A 17,668-nucleotide genomic window follows, 5' to 3' on the forward strand; every position below is an offset into this window, starting at 1 on the left:
ATGAGTGACTATAAATCTACCCTGAATTTGCCCGAAACGGGGTTCCCGATGCGCGGCGATCTGGCCAAACGCGAACCGGGAATGCTGCAACGCTGGTATGATGACAATCTGTACAACATCATCCGCGAAGCCAAAAAAGGGAAAAAAACCTTTATTCTGCATGACGGCCCTCCTTATGCGAACGGCAGCATTCATATCGGTCACTCAGTTAACAAGATTCTGAAAGATATTATCGTTAAGTCGAAAGGCATGGCGGGCTTTGATTCGCCTTACGTACCCGGCTGGGACTGCCACGGTTTACCGATTGAACACAAAGTCGAGCAGATGATCGGCAAACCGGGCGAGAAAGTGACCCCGGCTGAATTCCGCGAAGCGTGCCGCAAATATGCCGCCGAGCAGGTGGAAGGGCAGAAGGCAGACTTTATTCGTCTTGGTGTGCTGGGCGACTGGGATCGTCCCTACCTGACGATGAACTTCCAGACCGAAGCCAACATCATCCGTGCGCTGGGTAAAATCATTGGCAACGGCCATCTGCATAAGGGCGCGAAGCCGGTGCACTGGTGTCTGGACTGCCGTTCAGCGCTGGCGGAAGCCGAAGTTGAGTACTACGACAAAACCTCGCCTTCGATCGACGTGATGTTTAATGCGGTCGACAGCGAGGCTGTACGTGCGCAGTTCGGCGACGCGCCGGTCAAGGGACCGATCTCGCTGGTGATCTGGACGACCACCCCATGGACTATGCCAGCCAACCGTGCCATCTCCCTGCATCCTGAATTTGACTATCAGCTGGTGCAGACTGACGGCCGCGCGCTGATCCTGGCGAAAGAGCTGGCAGAGAGCGTGCTGAAGCGCGCAGGCGTCACCGAGTGGACCGTGCTGGGCGAATGTAAAGGCGCAGCGCTGGAGCGTCTCACCTTCCAGCATCCGTTCCTGGTCAATATTCAGTCGCCGGTCGTCCTGGGTGAACACGTTACGCTGGAAGCCGGTACGGGTGCCGTGCATACCGCGCCAGGCCACGGCCCGGACGACTACGTGATCGGCCAGAAATATGGCATTGAAGTGGCGAATCCGGTGGGTCCGGACGGCACCTATTTGCCGGGCACCTATCCAACGCTGGACGGCCTGAACGTATTTAAAGCCAACGACGTTATCGTTGAGCTGCTGAAAGAGAAGGGCGCGCTGCTGCATGTGGAAAAACTGCTGCACAGCTATCCGCATTGCTGGCGTCACAAAACGCCCATCATCTTCCGTGCCACGCCACAGTGGTTTATCAGCATGGATCAGAAAGGGCTGCGCGCGCAGTCGCTGAAAGAGATCAAAGGCGTGCAGTGGATCCCGGACTGGGGTCAGGCGCGCATCGAAGCGATGGTCGCAAACCGTCCAGACTGGTGTATCTCCCGCCAGCGCACCTGGGGCGTACCGATGGCGCTGTTTGTGCACAAAGAGACCGAGCAGCTGCATCCCGATACGCTGGCGCTGATGGAGAAAGTTGCGCAGCGCGTCGAGCAGGATGGCATCCAGGCGTGGTGGGATCTCGATCCGCGCGAGCTGATGGGCGATGACGCTGACCATTATGTAAAAGTGCCAGATACGCTGGACGTCTGGTTCGACTCAGGATCGACCAGCTATGCGGTTGTCGACGCGCGTCCGGAATTCGGCGGCCACGCAGCTGATATGTATCTGGAAGGGTCCGACCAGCATCGTGGCTGGTTCATGTCCTCACTGATGATCTCTACCGCGATGAAGGGCAAAGCGCCCTACCGCCAGGTACTGACGCACGGCTTTACCGTCGATGGCCAGGGTCGCAAGATGTCCAAGTCTATCGGCAACACCGTGTCGCCGCAGGACGTGATGAATAAACTGGGTGCGGATATTCTGCGTCTGTGGGTGGCCTCTACCGACTATTCCGGTGAGATGGCCGTGTCAGACGAGATCCTTAAGCGCTCCGCCGATGCCTACCGTCGTATTCGCAATACCGCGCGCTTCCTGCTGGCGAACCTGAATGGCTTCAATCCTGAAACCGACAGGGTCAAGCCAGAAGAGATGGTAGTGGTGGATCGCTGGGCTGTTGGCCGTGCGCAGGCTGCACAGGCCGACATTATCGCCTCATACGACAACTACGACTTCCATGAGGTTATTCAGCGCCTGATGCAGTTCTGCTCGATCGAGATGGGCTCGTTCTATCTGGATATCATCAAAGATCGCCAGTACACCGCGAAGGGCGACAGTCTGGCGCGTCGTAGCTGCCAGACCGCGCTGTGGCACATCGCTGAGGCGCTGGTACGCTGGATGGCACCGATCATGTCGTTTACTGCCGATGAGATCTGGGGTTACCTGCCAGGTAAACGCGCGCAGTATGTCTTCACCGAAGAGTGGTATGAGGGGCTGTTTGGTCTGTCACAGGATGAAGCGCTGAACGATGAATACTGGGCCGAGCTGCTGAAAGTGCGTGGCGAAGTGAACAAAGCGATTGAGCAGGCGCGTAGCGACAAACGTATCGGCGGCGCGCTGGAGGCTACCGTGACGCTTTATGCGGATGCGGCGCTGGCGACGAAACTGCAGGCGCTGGGCAACGAGCTGCGCTTTGTACTGCTGACCTCAGGTGCGACAGTGGCCGACTATGCGCTGGCGAGCGAAGAAGCGCAGCAGAGCGAGCTGGTGAAAGGTCTGAAAATCGCGTTGCATAAAGCAGAAGGTGAGAAATGCCCGCGCTGCTGGCACTACACTACTGACGTTGGCCAGAATGCGGAGCATCTTGCCGTGTGTGGTCGTTGCTACACTAACCTGTCCGGTAACGGCGAAGAGCGTAAATTTGCCTGATGCGTAAATCTCTTTTATCAACCGGCTTACGCTGGATATGGCTGGTGCTGGTGGTGATCCTGGTGGACTTCGCCAGCAAGCAGTGGGTGATGAACAACATGATGCTGCATGAAACGCAGCCGCTGATGCCGTTCCTTAACCTGTTCTACGCGCACAACTACGGTGCCGCGTTCAGCTTTCTGGCAGATAAAGGCGGCTGGCAGCGCTGGTTTTTTGCCGGTATCGCTATCGCTATCGTAGTCGCGCTACTGGTCATGATGTACCGCAGCCGCGCCAGCCAGAAAATGGTTAATATCGCCTACGCGCTGATTATTGGTGGCGCGGCAGGCAACCTGTTCGATCGCGCCTGGCACGGATTTGTCGTCGACTTTATCGACTTCTATATTGGTAACTGGCACTTCGCTACCTTTAACATCGCTGACTGCGGCATCTGTATCGGTGCTGCGTTAGTGGTGCTGGAGGGCTTTTTCAGCCCCTCTGGCAAACAGGCAAAACAAGGGTAAGACATGACCGTCTCTGTACAGCGCGACAGCGCAGTGCTGCTGCATTTCACCCTGAAGCTTGAGGATGGCTCTGTCGCAGAGTCAACCTCCGCCTCTGGTAAACCGGCGCTGTTCCGTCTGGGCGATGGCAGCCTTTCCGATGCACTGGAACAGGAGCTGCTCGGGCTGAAAGCGGGTGACAAACACGCCTTCATGCTGGAACCGGATGCCGCTTTTGGTGTCGTCAGCCCGGATCTCATCCAGTACTTCTCACGCCGTGACTTTATTGATGCGGGCGAGCCGGAAATCGGCGCTATTATGCTGTTTACCGGCATGGGCGGCAGTGAGATGCCTGGTGTGATCCGCGATATTTCCGGTGATTCCATTACGGTGGACTTCAACCATCCGCTGGCCGGTCATCAGGTTCATTTTGATATCGACGTGCTGGAAGTCAATCCGGTACTGGAGGCAAATGATGCAAATCCTGCTGGCTAACCCGCGCGGCTTTTGTGCTGGTGTCGATCGTGCCATCAGCATCGTGGAGCGCGCGCTGGAGATGTATGGCGCGCCTATCTACGTGCGTCACGAAGTGGTACATAACCGCTACGTGGTAAACAGCCTGCGCGAGCGCGGAGCGATCTTTATTGAGGAGATCGCAGAAGTTCCCGACAACGCCATTCTGATCTTTTCCGCGCATGGCGTCTCGCAGGCCGTTCGTGCCGAAGCCAAAGCACGCAGCCTGACAATGCTGTTTGACGCCACCTGCCCGCTGGTTACGAAAGTGCATATGGAAGTTGCCCGCGCCAGCCGCAAGGGCATCGAGGCAATTCTGATTGGCCATGCGGGTCATCCGGAAGTCGAAGGCACCATGGGGCAGTACAGTAATCCTGAGGGCGGCATGTATCTGGTGGAATCGCCAGAGGATGTCTTCAGGTTGCAGGTGAAAGACGAAAGCAACCTCTGCTTTATGACGCAGACTACGCTGTCAGTGGATGATACCTCTGACGTGATTGATGCCCTGCGCATCCGCTTCCCGGCGATTGTTGGCCCGCGCAAGGACGACATTTGCTACGCCACCACTAACCGGCAGGAAGCGGTGCGCGTGCTGGCCCGTGATGCCGAGGTCGTGCTGGTGGTGGGTTCGAAGAACTCCTCGAATTCTAATCGTCTGGCTGAGCTGGCGCAGCGCGCGGGCAAGCTGGCGAAGCTGATCGATTCGGCAGATGACATTCAGGAAGAGTGGGTGAAAGGCGTGGCGTGCATCGGCGTCACCGCAGGTGCCTCTGCGCCTGATATCCTGGTGCAGCAGGTAATCCAGCGTCTGCGCGATTTAGGCGGTGAAGCTGCCATTGAGCTGATTGGACGCGAAGAGAATATCGTGTTTGAGGTGCCAAAAGAGCTGCGCGTAGAGGTTCGCAACGTGCAGTAACATCCTGCGCGGATACATTGAAAAGACCGACTTGTTCGGTCTTTTTTATTGGCTTAAAAAAGAGTTCCAGCAGCGGGAATTGCTTTTACTGATAACAGGCAGGCATTCCGCTGAAATTCTTATTATCTCGCATTAATAGTGGCGTGACTGTTAACTGACCGTTAACCTGATTACGCTTTGCATGCATAATTTTGTATCAGGAATGAATAAATATGAGTAATTACCGCATTGCCATTGTGGGTGCACCGGGCCGCATGGGACGCAACTTAATAGAGGCGACACAGCAGGCTGAGGGCGTTGAGCTGGGAGCCGCGCTGGTACGTCCCGGTTCTTCGCTGACTGGCAGCGATGCCGGCGAGCTGGCCGGTCTGGGTAAAAACGGCATCATCATTACTGACGATTTACGCAGCGTCATGGATGACTTTGACGTGCTGGTCGACTTTACCCGTCCCGAGGGAACGCTGCACTATCTGGCACTCTGCCGGGAATATAAGAAGGCAATGGTGATCGGCACGACGGGTTTTGATGAAGCGGGCAAAGCGGCCATCAGCGCGGCGTCAGAAGAGATCGGCATTGTCTTCGCGGCCAACTTTAGCGTTGGCGTGAATCTGGTGCTGAAGCTACTGGAAAAAGCAGCAAAGGTAATGGGTGATTACGCAGATATCGAAATTATCGAAGCGCATCATCGCCACAAAGTTGACGCGCCTTCTGGTACCGCGCTGGCGATGGGGGAAGCGATTGCCGATGCGATGCACTGGGATTTAAAAGATCACGCGGTCTACGCGCGTGAAGGCCATACTGGCGAGCGCAAGCCACAGACGATCGGTTTTGCTACGGTCAGGGCGGGCGATATCGTCGGCGAGCATACGGCAATGTTTGCAGATGCTGGCGAGCGTATTGAGATAACTCACAAGGCTTCAAGTCGTATGACTTTTGCAAAAGGTGCTGTTAAGGCGGCTTTGTGGCTTAAAGGGGAGAAAACGGGTCTCTATGATATGCGGGATGTCCTCGGTTTGTCGGTTTTATAAGTTTTTTGAACCATCGTGATGTGGTTATTTCAATCATTAATTTGTTGATTGAAAAGGGCGATTTTTTATCGCCCTTAATTTTGATTTTTTAAATGAAGGCTATGATTGGTTTTTTTACTGAGTTATTTAAAAATCACGTTTATCCTGTTTTTTTAGCGACGAAAAAATACTTTTTTGACCAAATGGTCAAAAAAATCCCCTCTCTGGCGTGCAAGTTATCTTTTTCCCGCTGAGCAACCGATTATCCCGCCCTAAAATCTCTGTTTTTCGCGCCTTACCTCCACTTTTAACAGGCAGTGACCTGAAAATCACAAAATAATTGCCGTTCAGGGTAGACAAGCTTTAGTGCGATCATTAGAATGCGCCCAATTTGCCAAAAATCGACCATTCAGGCGGTTTTTGCCTTGATTCAGGGGCAAATTTTGAATTAATATGCAAATATTGTGACTGTTTATTCCCTGGAGGATGTTTTGATTAAGTCAGCGCTCTTGGTTCTGGAAGACGGAACCCAATTCCACGGTCGGGCCATCGGGGCAACAGGATCGGCAGTGGGGGAGGTCGTTTTCAACACGTCAATGACCGGTTATCAAGAAATACTCACTGATCCCTCCTATTCCCGCCAGATCGTCACCCTCACTTATCCCCATATTGGCAATGTTGGTACTAACGCCGCCGACGCAGAATCTCATCAGGTCCATGCTCAAGGGCTTGTTATCCGCGATCTGCCGCTGATTGCCAGCAACTTTCGCAACGAAGAGGGCCTGTCAGCCTATTTACAGCGCAACAACATCGTGGCCATCGCCGATATCGATACACGTAAGCTGACTCGCCTGCTGCGCGAAAAGGGCGCTCAAAACGGCTGCATTATCGCCGGGGACAAGCCGGATGCCGCGCTGGCGTTACAGAAAGCGCAGGCCTTTCCCGGCCTAAAAGGCATGGATCTGGCAAAAGAGGTCACAACGGCCGAAACCTATAGCTGGCAGCAGGGCTCATGGACGCTGGAAGAAGGTCTGCCACAGCAGCAAAGCGCAGAGGCACTGCCCTATCACGTGGTGGCTTATGACTACGGCGTAAAATTTAACATCTTCCGCATGCTGGTGGATCGCGGCTGCCGCTTAACGGTGGTACCGGCGCAGACCCCTGCCGAAGAGGTGCTGAAGCTGAACCCAGATGGCATCTTCCTCTCCAATGGACCGGGCGATCCGGAACCGTGCGACTATGCTATCAGCGCGATTAAAACCTTCCTCGAAACCGATATTCCGGTATTTGGTATCTGCCTTGGCCATCAGCTTCTGGCGCTGGCAAGCGGTGCAAAAACGGTGAAAATGAAGCTGGGTCACCACGGCGGTAACCATCCGGTGCAGGATCTCGACAATAACCGCGTCATGATCACCGCACAGAACCATGGATTTGCCGTTGATGAGGCTAACCTGCCTGCTAACCTGCGTGTGACCCACGTTTCGCTGTTCGACAAAACGGTGCAGGGCATTCATCGCACCGACAAACCCGCGTTCAGTTTCCAGGGGCACCCGGAAGCGAGCCCAGGGCCGCATGACGCCGCGCCACTGTTCGACCACTTTATCGAACTGATTGAAGCCTACCGTTCAAAAGCTAAGTAATCAGGAGCCTGAAAATGCCAAAACGTACCGACATAAAATCCATCCTGATCCTTGGCGCAGGCCCGATCGTTATCGGCCAGGCCTGTGAGTTTGACTATTCTGGTGCGCAGGCGTGTAAGGCGCTGCGCGAAGAGGGTTACCGCGTTATTCTGGTAAACTCCAACCCTGCGACTATCATGACTGACCCTGAGATGGCCGATGCAACCTATATCGAGCCAATTCACTGGGAAGTGGTACGCAAAATCATCGAAAAAGAGCGTCCCGACGCGGTGCTGCCGACGATGGGGGGACAGACGGCACTGAACTGCGCGCTGGAACTGGAGCGTCAGGGGGTGCTGGAAGAGTTTGGCGTAACCATGATTGGTGCCACGGCGGATGCCATCGATAAGGCAGAAGATCGCCAGCGCTTTGACAAGGCGATGAAGGCGATCGGCCTTGAAACGGCACGTTCTGGTATCGCCCACACCATGGAAGAGGCGCTGAAAGTTGCCGAAGACGTTGGCTTCCCGTGCATTATTCGTCCCTCCTTTACGATGGGCGGCACCGGCGGCGGTATTGCCTATAACCGCGAAGAGTTTGAAGAAATTTGCGAACGTGGTCTGGATCTCTCCCCGACCAATGAGCTGCTGATTGATGAGTCGCTGATTGGCTGGAAAGAGTATGAGATGGAAGTGGTTCGCGACAAAAATGATAACTGCATTATTGTCTGCTCCATTGAAAACTTCGATGCGATGGGCATTCATACCGGCGACTCCATCACTGTCGCGCCAGCCCAGACCCTGACCGATAAAGAGTATCAAATCATGCGTAACGCCTCGCTGGCGGTACTGCGTGAAATCGGCGTCGAAACTGGCGGTTCAAACGTGCAGTTCTCGGTTAACCCCAGTAACGGCCGCCTGATCGTTATCGAGATGAACCCGCGCGTCTCGCGCTCTTCAGCGCTGGCGTCCAAAGCGACCGGCTTCCCGATTGCTAAAGTGGCTGCCAAGCTGGCGGTCGGCTTTACGCTCGACGAGCTGATGAATGATATTACCGGTGGCCTGACGCCGGCGTCGTTTGAGCCGTCTATCGACTATGTTGTCACCAAAATTCCACGCTTCAACTTCGAGAAGTTTGCCGGTGCCAACGATCGCCTGACCACTCAGATGAAGTCTGTGGGCGAAGTGATGGCGATTGGTCGCACCTTCCAGGAGTCAATGCAGAAAGCGCTGCGCGGCCTGGAGGTGGGCGCAACCGGTTTTGATCCAAAAGTACATCTGGATGATGCTGATGCGCTGACCCGTATCCGTCGCGAGCTGAAAGATGCCGGTGCCGATCGTATCTGGTACGTGGCCGATGCATTTCGTGCCGGCATGTCAGTGGATGGCGTGTTTAACCTGACCAATATTGATCGCTGGTTCCTGGTTCAGATCGAAGAGCTGGTGCGCCTGGAAGAGCAGGTAGCTCGCGAGGGCGTTAATGGCCTGAGCCAGCCGTTCCTGCGCGCCCTGAAGCGCAAAGGCTTTGCCGATGCGCGTCTGGCAACGCTGGCGGGCGTATCTGAGGGTGAAATTCGCAAGCTGCGCCAGCAGTACAATCTGCATCCGGTTTATAAACGTGTAGATACCTGCGCCGCTGAATTCGCGACTGATACTGCCTATATGTACTCCACCTATGAGGAGGAGTGCGAGGCGAACCCGAGCCAGGATCGCGACAAGATTATGGTGCTGGGCGGCGGACCAAACCGTATCGGCCAGGGCATTGAGTTTGACTACTGCTGCGTGCACGCCGCGCTGGCGCTGCGCGAAGACGGGTTCGAGACCATTATGGTGAACTGTAACCCGGAAACCGTTTCAACCGACTATGACACCTCTGATCGTCTCTACTTTGAGCCGGTGACGCTGGAAGACGTGCTGGAGATTGTCCGCATCGAACAGCCGAAAGGCGTTATCGTGCAGTACGGTGGTCAGACGCCGCTGAAACTGGCGCGCGCGCTGGAAGCCGCAGGCGTGCCGGTAATTGGCACCAGCCCGGATGCCATTGACCGTGCGGAAGACCGTGAACGTTTTCAGCAGGCCGTGGATCGTCTCAGCCTGAAGCAGCCTGCCAACGCCACCGTTACCACGCTGGAACAGGCGGTAGAGAAAGCGGCCAGCATTGGCTATCCGCTGGTGGTTCGCCCTTCTTACGTGCTGGGCGGCCGCGCGATGGAAATTGTCTACGACGAAATCGATCTGAAGCGCTATTTCCAGACCGCCGTTTCGGTCTCTAACGACGCACCGGTGCTGCTGGATCGCTTCCTTGACGATGCGGTCGAAGTTGACGTCGATGCCATCTGCGACGGCGAGCGCGTGCTGATTGGCGGCATCATGGAGCATATTGAGCAGGCAGGCGTGCATTCAGGCGACTCCGCCTGTTCACTGCCGGCCTACACGCTGAGCCAGGAAATTCAGAACGTGATGCGCCAGCAGGTCGAGCGTCTGGCGTTCGAGCTTAACGTGCGCGGTTTGATGAACGTGCAGTTCGCTGTGAAGGACAATGAGGTTTACCTTATCGAAGTGAACCCACGCGCCGCGCGTACCGTTCCGTTCGTTTCCAAGGCAACCGGCGTGCCGCTGGCTAAAGTGGCCGCACGTGTGATGGCAGGCAAAACCCTGGCTGAGCAGGGCGTCACTGAAGAGGTGATCCCACCGTACTACTCGGTGAAGGAAGTGGTGCTGCCGTTCAACAAGTTCCAGGGCGTAGACCCTATTCTTGGCCCGGAAATGCGCTCCACCGGTGAAGTGATGGGTGTTGGCCGCACTTTCGCTGAAGCCTTCTCTAAAGCGATGCTGGGCGCGCAGAGCAACATGAAAAAGAGCGGACGTGCGCTACTGTCGGTACGCGAAGGTGACAAGAAGCGCATCGTTGACCTGGCCGCTAAACTGCTGAAGTTTGGCTTCGAGCTGGATGCCACGCACGGCACGGCGGTCGTGCTGGGCGAAGCGGGTATTAATCCGCGTCTGGTTAATAAAGTGCATGAGGGCCGTCCCCATATTCAGGACCGTCTGAAAAACGGCGAATACACCTATATCGTCAACACCACTGCGGGTCGCCAGGCGATTGAAGATTCGCGGATTATTCGCCGCAGCGCCCTGCAATATAAAGTGCACTATGACACAACGTTAAACGGTGGTTTTGCTACCGCCATGTCGCTGAATGCGGATCCAACGGAAAAAGTAATTTCTGTTCAGGAAATGCACGCGCTAATCAACGGTTAATTTCCGTGTGTTACTAAACGGCCCGTCAGGGCCGTTTTTTTTATTTTTATAAATTGATTACCGATAATAAATAACTAAAAACGATTAAAGTTAAACTGATTTGTCTTTAGGATTAGCGCATCGTGCTTTAATTATCCTCGCCCGAAAAAATCGCACAAAATTATAATGCGCATGCCTGCCAGCAAGACGTAATATCTCGCCGCTCATAATTCGAGCCCAATCAGGGATATGTATAAAAATGAAAATGCGTGCTTTCACACTGAGCGCTATTGCTGCGTTAATGGCGGCCGCGCCATTGACCAGCCAGGCAGAAATAACACTTCTTAAACAAGATCCGCAGGCGGGCGATCCGCTGAGCCGACTGAACTTTACCGTGGGCGGCAGCATTCGTCCGCAGTTCGAACACCAGACTGGTGTTAACGATAAATCTTTCAAGCGTAACGGCTTTGACGGCGGCACCCGTTTCCGTTTCGCCGCCGATTATTACCTCTTCGACGATATTAGCTGGGCCAGCTACTATGAGGTGGGGGTGAATATTCCCGCCGTATTCGACTGGGATAACCATTATAAAGACGGTGCTAACGACACAACGCGTCGCCAGCTTTATACCGGTCTGAAAAGTAAAACCTGGGGCGAGATCTATTTTGGCCAGCAGAACAGCGTATTTTATGACGTTGTTGGCGCGAAAACGGATATCTGGGATTACGACATGAAAGGTCAGGCGCCAGGTAACGGTATTAATGGCGACTATGATGGCTCCTACCGTTCGCGTAAGCAGTTAAAATATAAAAATAGCTTTGGTGCGGTCGATCTCTACGCCTCCTACCTGTTTAGCGATAATGAATATCTGCCGGGCAACGGCCTGCGCTACAAGCGCAAAGGCGGCGGCTCGCTGGGCGTGGATTACCATATTACCGACGATCTGACCTGGGGCACCGCGTGGAGCTATACCCGCGCCACGATGCGCAATCCGGGCACAGGCGACAGCGGCGATTACAACCAGAATATCTACGGCACCGCATTAAGCTGGAAGCCAGGCAACTGGACACTTTCTGCGGGCGGCGGCTGGTATCAGAACTTCCTGCTGAGCAAACGTAACAACGTTCACGACTACTTTGCCGACGACGCCTGGGGCCTGGAATACTTTGCGGGCTATAAAATCCCGGTTAAGCAGTACGGCCTGACAGCCGTTCAGCCTTACGTGATGGGGGATCGTCTGGAGTACGTTAACGGCCGCAACTACCAGCGCATCGACAACGGCCTGGGCGTGACGCTGTTCCTCGACTACGGCTTCCGCGTCGACTATGAACATGTCTTTACCTCCAGCACCGACAATCTGGGTGATATGAACCTGGTGCGTCTGCGCTACGATTTCTAATCGTCAGCATGGCAAAACGGCTCCCGCAGGAGCCGTTTTTTTATTGGGAAAGAAAAGAGACTTCCAGCGGATCGGGGCCGAAGCGGTTAGGGCCAACCGTACCGCGCAGGCAGAAATAAATCAGCAGCAGCAGCGTGCCCAGAAGCGGGATAAGCATAATCAGCAGCCACCAGCCAGACCGATCGAGATCGTGCAGGCGGCGTACTCCGACAGCGACGGAAGGGATCAGCACAGCCACAGAATAGATTAGCGATAGCAGCCCCTGATCGCGAAACACGTTAAGTCCGAGTAGCTCATCGACGGCGCTACAGGCGAGAGAGATAAGGGTGCTGAACAATAAAAAAAGCCAGAACGTCTTACGGCGACAGCGCCCGTTGAACACGGCATACATTTTTAAAACGGCCAGATAGTGACTCACCTGATTTGTCCTTTTAAAAGAAAAAAGAGAACAGTAAATTTTGCTGCGTCAAACCGCGAAACGCTTTTCCCGCCCTTGTACCGGGTAACCGATTTTATCTGGCGGCTTGCAGTACTGCGGAAGAAAAAGGCGGTTTAAAACTCTGTACAATAACAAAAATGCGGAGGCAAAAAAGCTTTACGTAATTACACTCTTCCCGCTATCGACGAAAGTTTCGCCTTTACGTATGATGGCGCCAATTTTTTACTACGAGTCTTTTAACATGATTAGTCTGATCGCGGCATTAGCAGCGGATCGCGTCATTGGTATGGAAGGTGCCATGCCGTGGAACCTGCCTGCAGATTTGGCGTGGTTTAAACGTAACACCCTGAACAAACCGGTAATTATGGGCCGTCTGACCTTTGAATCCATTGGTCGCCCGCTGCCGGGACGTCTTAATATCGTCGTCAGCCGCCAGCCAGGCACGGCGGAGGGCGTGACCTGGGTGACCTCACTGGACGAGGCGATTGCCGCAGCCGGTGACGTGCCGGAGATGATGATAATTGGCGGCGGACGTATCTATGAGCAGATGCTGAAGCGTGCGGATCGTCTCTATCTCACCCATATCGACGCCGAGGTAGAAGGGGATACACAATTCCCGGATTATGAACCGGATGAGTGGCAATCAACCTTCAGCGAATTCCATGACGCTGATGAGCAAAATTCTCACAGCTACTGCTTCGAAATTCTTGACCGTCGCTAAGTAAGCCAGCGTCAGCAAACCGCCTTGTCCTGTGGGGCGCGAAAGCCGATACAAAACAAAACGCCTTGTCCATGGACAAGGCGTTTTACGTTGTGCGACGGTTATGCCGACTGCGATGGCGTCACGCTCTCTGTGACGGACGGCTGACGGTTAGACGCCTGAGTGTAATAGCGCTGGCTTTCCCAGTGCAGCATGGTCAGCATGCCTCCCCAGCAGCAGCCCGTGTCCAGCCCGATAACGCCGGGCGGCGTGCCTTTGCCTTCCAGCGATGCCCAGTGACCAAACACCTGGGTATATTCCGCAGAAAGCTTGCCGGGGATCGCAAACCAGGGTTTAAGCGGCGGCGGCGCTGAGTCCGGCGTCTCTTTACAGATCATATCGAGCTGCCCGTTAGGAAAGCAGAAGCGCATCCGCGTTAATGCATTGGCAGAAAAGCGCAGGCGTGCCAGCCCGCTCAGCTCTGGCGTCCAGTTGTTAGGCATATCGCCATACATGGCATCAAGAAACAGGGGATAGCTGTCGCTGGCAAGCACCGCTTCCAGCTCACGTGCGCAGGTTTTTGCCGTCTCTAAATCCCATTGCGGTGTAATACCGGCGTGCGCCATTACCAGCTTTTTCTCATCATCCACCTGCAGCAGCGGCTGGCGGCGCAGCCAGTTAACCAGCTCGTCAGCGTCCTCTGCTTCCAGCAGGGGCGTCAGACGATCTTTGGGCTTGTTGCGGCTGATACCGGCAAATACCGCCAGCAGGTGCAGGTCGTGGTTGCCCAGAACGATACGCACGCTGTCGCCCAGCGATTTGACATAGCGCAGCACGTCAAGAGAGCCTGAGCCGCGCGCCACCAGATCGCCGGTCAGCCACAGCGTATCCTGCTCAGGCGAGAAGTCGACCTGCTTTAGCAGGGCGCGTAACTCATCATAACAGCCGTGGACGTCGCCAATCAGATATGTGCTCATAGAGAATCATCCGCAAAAAAGGTTTCGCCCGGCAGAGCCGGGCGAAGAAGAAAAAAATCAGTGTATATGGGTTTCTATCGCGAGGCGAAATACGGGGATGTCGATGTTAAAGGTTTCTCCCTCTTCATCCTGCATAACATAGTGCCCCTGCATGGTGCCCATGGGTGTTTCGATAACCGCACCGCTGGTGTACTGGAATTCGCTGCCCGGCTCGATAACGGGTTGCTCACCCACCACGCCTTCACCCTGAACCTCGGTTTCGCGGCCGTTCCCGTTGGTGATCAGCCAGTAGCGGCCGAGCAACTGCACGGCATTGCGGCCCAGATTGCGGATGGTAATGGTATAGGCGAAAACATAGCGCTCTTCCTCCGGTGAGGATTGCGAAGCGATATACAGGCTCTGTACCTGAATGGACATCCGGGCCGATTCACTCATGCATTACTCCAGCTGTTCACCTTGATGTGTCGCCAGCCAGTTGGCTAACTGACAGTATTGCGCTACCGTCACGTTTTCTGCACGTAGTCCTGCATCAATGCCCAGCGCGTCCAGCGCGCCAGCGGTAAACAGGTAACCCAGGCTGTTACGTAAGGTCTTGCGGCGCTGGCCAAAGGCTTCGGTGGTAATGCGGCTCAGAACACGCACATCGCTCACCGGGTAGGGTGGCTCTGCAAAAGGCACCAGACGCACAACCGCCGAATCCACTTTAGGGGGCGGCGTAAAGGCGTGCGGTGGCACCTCCAGCACCGGGATGACCTGGCAGTAGTATTGCGCCATCACGCTGAGGCGGCCATAGGCTTTGCTGCCAGGCCCGGCGACGAGACGGTTAACCACCTCTTTCTGCAGCATGAAGTGCATATCTTTAATCGAACCAGTATAGCTGAAAAGGTGAAACATCAGCGGGGTCGAAATATTATACGGCAGGTTGCCAAACACGCGCAGCGGCTGGCCTTTTTCCTGCGCCAGCGCAGCGAAATCAAAGGTCATCGCATCCTGCTGGTAAATCGTCAGCTTGGGACCAAGGAACGGGTGCGTCTGCAAACGCGACGCCAGATCGCGGTCCAGTTCGACCACCGTCAAGGCATCGAGGCGTTCACCTACGGGTTCCGTCAGCGCGCCAAGGCCAGGGCCGATCTCAACCAGCGCCTCGCTGCGCTGTGGATGGATGGCGGAGACAATGCTGTCGATAATGTACTGATCGTTCAGGAAGTTCTGCCCGAAACGTTTACGGGCGTAGTGCCCCTGATGGACGCGATTATTCATTACTGCTCTTGATCATAGTGATGGCGAGGTTAAGCGCCGTAATAAAGCTGCCCGGCTCCGCCTGGCCCAGACCGGCCAGTTCCAGCGCGGTGCCGTGGTCAACGGAGGTACGGATAAAGGGCAGGCCAAGCGTGATATTGACGGCACGGCCAAACCCCTGAAATTTTAGCACCGGTAAGCCCTGATCGTGATACATCGCCAGCACCGCATCGGCGTGCTGCAAATATTTGGGCTGGAAAAGGGTATCCGCGGGGAGCGGGCCGGTTAGCTGAATACCCTGCTCACGCAGAGAGTCCAGCGCGGGAATAAGAGTATCTATCTCTTCGCGTCCCATATGGCCGCTCTCGCCCGCATGGGGGTTAAGCCCACAGACAAAGATATGCGGCTGAGGGATAGCGAATTTTTGCTGCAAATCGCGATGCAAAATGGTGATCACTTCGCGCAGGCTGGCGTGGGTAATGGCGGCAGAGACATCTTTAAGCGGCAGGTGCGTGGTTGCCAGCGCCACGCGTAATCCCTCTGTCGCCAGCATCATGACCACGCGGTGACCGCCTGCGCGATCGGCAAAGAATTCGGTGTGGCCGGTAAAGGGGATACCGGCATCATTGATCACGCCTTTATGCACCGGACCGGTGATCAGCGCGGCAAACTCACCGTTAAGGCAGCCATCGCAGGCGCGTGCCAGCGTCGCCAGCACGTAGGGGCTGTTTGCGGGCTGAAGTGATCCCGGCGTAACCGGTTGAGCGGTCTCAATCGGCAGTATCGTGAGGGTGCCCGCCTGCTGCGGCTGCGGCGCGGCATCTGGCTGATAGTCGCGCAGCGTCAGCGGCAGGCCGAGCTGTGCCGCACGGTCAAGCAGTAGCTGCGGCGACGCGCACACCACCAGTTCAACGGGCCAGCTCTGCTGGGCCAGTTGAATGGTCAGGTCGGGACCAATCCCGGCGGGTTCGCCGGGCGTAATCACTACACGGAAATTACTGAGCATTGCCGTCCAGAATCTTCACATAGGCGCTGGCGCGCTGTTCCTGCATCCAGGTTTGCGCTTCTTCCGCAAACTTACGGTTGAACAGCAGGCGGTAGGCACGCTCTTTCTGCGCCGCATCGGTCTTATCTACCTGACGCGTATCCAGCAGCTGAATCAGATGCCAGCCAAAAGAGGAGTGCACTGGCTTGCTGGTCTGGCCTTTTTGCAGCTGTAGCAGTGCATCGCGGAATGCCGGATCGAACGCTTCTGGCGAGGACCAGCCGAGATCGCCGCCCTGGTTAGCGGAGCCGGGATCTTCAGAAAACTGCTTTGCCGCCGCCGCAAAGGAGGTCTTGCCGCTGCGGATGTCCGCTGCAATCTGTTCCAGTTTTGCACGCGCCTGGTCGTCAGTGAGGATCGGGGATGGTTTCAGCAGAATATGACGCGCGTGCACTTCCGTAACGGAGATGTTTTTGCTCTCTCCGCGCAGGTCATTCACCTTCAGGATATGGAAACCCACACCTGAGCGAACGGGGCCAACGATATCGCCTTTTTTAGCGGAAGAGAGGGCCTGGGCGAACAGGGTTGGCAGCTCTTCAATTTTGCCCCAGCCCATGTTACCGCCCTTCAGCGCCTGCGGATCGGCGGAGTAGGTTACAGCCAGTTTGCCGAAGTCTGCCCCACCTTTCAGCTCACCAACCAGCTGCTTAGCCAGTGCTTCCTGATCGTCAACCTGCTGCTGAGTCGGGTTTTCCGGCAGCGGCAGCAAAATCTGGCTGACGTTTAGCTCGGTACCCTGACTATTCTGAGCACCCACCTGCGTGGCCAGCGTATCCACTTCCTGCGGCAGAATGGTAACGCGACGGCGCACCTCGTTATTACGCACTTCCGAAATCAACATCTCTTTGCGGATCTGCGCGCGATAGTCGCCATAGTTGACGCCGTCGTAGGCCAGACGGCTACGCAGCTGATCGAGACTCATACGGTTTTGCGCGGCAATATTGCTAATCGCCTGGTCGAGTTGCTGATCGTTGATCTGCAGGCCTGCTTTTTCGCCCATCTGCAGAATGATGTTGTCCATGATTTGACGTTCAAGGATCTGATGACGCAATGTCTTATCATCTGGCAGCTGCTGACCGGCCTGTTGCGCCTGCGCCTTCACAGTGCGCAGCATATTATCTACGTCACTCTCAAGAACGACGCCGTTGTTAACAACGGCAGCGACTTTATCAACCACTTGTGGTGCTGCGAACGCGGTGTTAGCGGCTACCGCCACACCCAGAATCAGCATTCTCCAGTTCTTCATACTTTTTCCATAGTTGTTTCCGCAGTG

Annotated in this window: 15 protein-coding genes; 9 read left to right on the plus strand and 6 right to left on the minus strand. The window is 55.4% G+C overall.

Annotated features, from left to right (window positions below; translation table 11 throughout):
- The 8 genes from ileS (at window position 1) to HP564_RS17090 (ending at window position 11,995) form a co-directional block, all read left to right on the plus strand.
- Window positions 1-2,820 (plus strand): isoleucine--tRNA ligase, encoded by a 2,820-nt coding sequence (gene ileS / locus HP564_RS17055; protein ID WP_371245022.1) that lies wholly within the window; start codon window positions 1-3, stop codon window positions 2,818-2,820.
- Window positions 2,820-3,323, plus strand: coding sequence for a signal peptidase II (gene lspA / locus HP564_RS17060; protein WP_371245023.1), 504 nt, complete (start codon window positions 2,820-2,822; stop codon window positions 3,321-3,323). The genes ileS and lspA overlap by 1 nt, the downstream gene beginning before the upstream one ends.
- Before the next feature lie 3 nt (window positions 3,324-3,326).
- On the plus strand, window positions 3,327-3,797 hold the full coding sequence (gene fkpB, locus HP564_RS17065) for an FKBP-type peptidyl-prolyl cis-trans isomerase (protein WP_371245024.1): 471 nt from the start codon (window positions 3,327-3,329) through the stop codon (window positions 3,795-3,797).
- Entirely contained in the window at window positions 3,778-4,731 is a 954-nt protein-coding gene (gene ispH / locus HP564_RS17070; RefSeq protein WP_371245155.1) for a 4-hydroxy-3-methylbut-2-enyl diphosphate reductase, read from the plus strand. The genes fkpB and ispH overlap by 20 nt, the downstream gene beginning before the upstream one ends.
- 212 nt (window positions 4,732-4,943) lie before the next feature.
- Complete coding sequence (dapB, locus tag HP564_RS17075) at window positions 4,944-5,759, plus strand: 4-hydroxy-tetrahydrodipicolinate reductase (protein WP_371245025.1); 816 nt, start codon at window positions 4,944-4,946, stop codon at window positions 5,757-5,759.
- Window positions 5,760-6,229: 470 nt separating this feature from the next.
- Window positions 6,230-7,378 (plus strand): glutamine-hydrolyzing carbamoyl-phosphate synthase small subunit, encoded by a 1,149-nt coding sequence (carA, locus tag HP564_RS17080; protein WP_371245026.1) that lies wholly within the window; start codon window positions 6,230-6,232, stop codon window positions 7,376-7,378.
- A gap of 14 nt (window positions 7,379-7,392) precedes the next feature.
- Complete coding sequence (gene carB / locus HP564_RS17085; protein ID WP_371245027.1) at window positions 7,393-10,617, plus strand: carbamoyl-phosphate synthase large subunit; 3,225 nt, start codon at window positions 7,393-7,395, stop codon at window positions 10,615-10,617.
- A gap of 238 nt (window positions 10,618-10,855) precedes the next feature.
- Window positions 10,856-11,995: a porin gene (locus tag HP564_RS17090; RefSeq protein WP_371245028.1), complete on the plus strand. Its 1,140-nt coding sequence runs from the start codon at window positions 10,856-10,858 to the stop codon at window positions 11,993-11,995.
- Window positions 11,996-12,035: 40 nt separating this feature from the next.
- Here the strand turns inward: HP564_RS17090 and HP564_RS17095 are convergent, their stop codons facing one another.
- Complete coding sequence (locus HP564_RS17095; protein ID WP_371245029.1) at window positions 12,036-12,413, minus strand: DUF805 domain-containing protein; 378 nt, start codon at window positions 12,411-12,413, stop codon at window positions 12,036-12,038.
- A gap of 262 nt (window positions 12,414-12,675) precedes the next feature.
- Between HP564_RS17095 and folA the strand changes: the two genes are divergently transcribed.
- Window positions 12,676-13,155 (plus strand): type 3 dihydrofolate reductase, encoded by a 480-nt coding sequence (folA, locus tag HP564_RS17100; RefSeq protein ID WP_371245030.1) that lies wholly within the window; start codon window positions 12,676-12,678, stop codon window positions 13,153-13,155.
- A gap of 101 nt (window positions 13,156-13,256) precedes the next feature.
- Here the strand turns inward: folA and apaH are convergent, their stop codons facing one another.
- Genes apaH through surA form a run of 5 tightly spaced genes read right to left on the minus strand, consistent with a single transcriptional unit; the run spans window position 13,257 to window position 17,641 of the window.
- Window positions 13,257-14,111, minus strand: coding sequence for a bis(5'-nucleosyl)-tetraphosphatase (symmetrical) ApaH (gene apaH / locus HP564_RS17105; RefSeq protein WP_371245031.1), 855 nt, complete (start codon window positions 14,109-14,111; stop codon window positions 13,257-13,259).
- A 57-nt stretch (window positions 14,112-14,168) separates the two neighbouring features.
- Window positions 14,169-14,546: a Co2+/Mg2+ efflux protein ApaG gene (gene apaG / locus HP564_RS17110; protein WP_371245032.1), complete on the minus strand. Its 378-nt coding sequence runs from the start codon at window positions 14,544-14,546 to the stop codon at window positions 14,169-14,171.
- Window positions 14,547-14,549: 3 nt separating this feature from the next.
- A complete protein-coding gene (gene rsmA, locus HP564_RS17115) occupies window positions 14,550-15,371 on the minus strand; it encodes a 16S rRNA (adenine(1518)-N(6)/adenine(1519)-N(6))-dimethyltransferase RsmA (protein ID WP_371245033.1) in 822 nt (273 codons plus the stop codon).
- Window positions 15,364-16,356: a 4-hydroxythreonine-4-phosphate dehydrogenase PdxA gene (gene pdxA, locus HP564_RS17120; protein ID WP_371245034.1), complete on the minus strand. Its 993-nt coding sequence runs from the start codon at window positions 16,354-16,356 to the stop codon at window positions 15,364-15,366. The genes rsmA and pdxA overlap by 8 nt, the downstream gene beginning before the upstream one ends.
- On the minus strand, window positions 16,346-17,641 hold the full coding sequence (gene surA / locus HP564_RS17125) for a peptidylprolyl isomerase SurA (RefSeq protein ID WP_371245035.1): 1,296 nt from the start codon (window positions 17,639-17,641) through the stop codon (window positions 16,346-16,348). The genes pdxA and surA overlap by 11 nt, the downstream gene beginning before the upstream one ends.
- Between the last annotated feature and the right edge of the window lie 27 nt (window positions 17,642-17,668).

The organism is Pantoea sp. KPR_PJ, assembly GCF_041386365.1.
Taxonomy (GTDB): Bacteria; Pseudomonadota; Gammaproteobacteria; order Enterobacterales; family Enterobacteriaceae; genus Pantoea.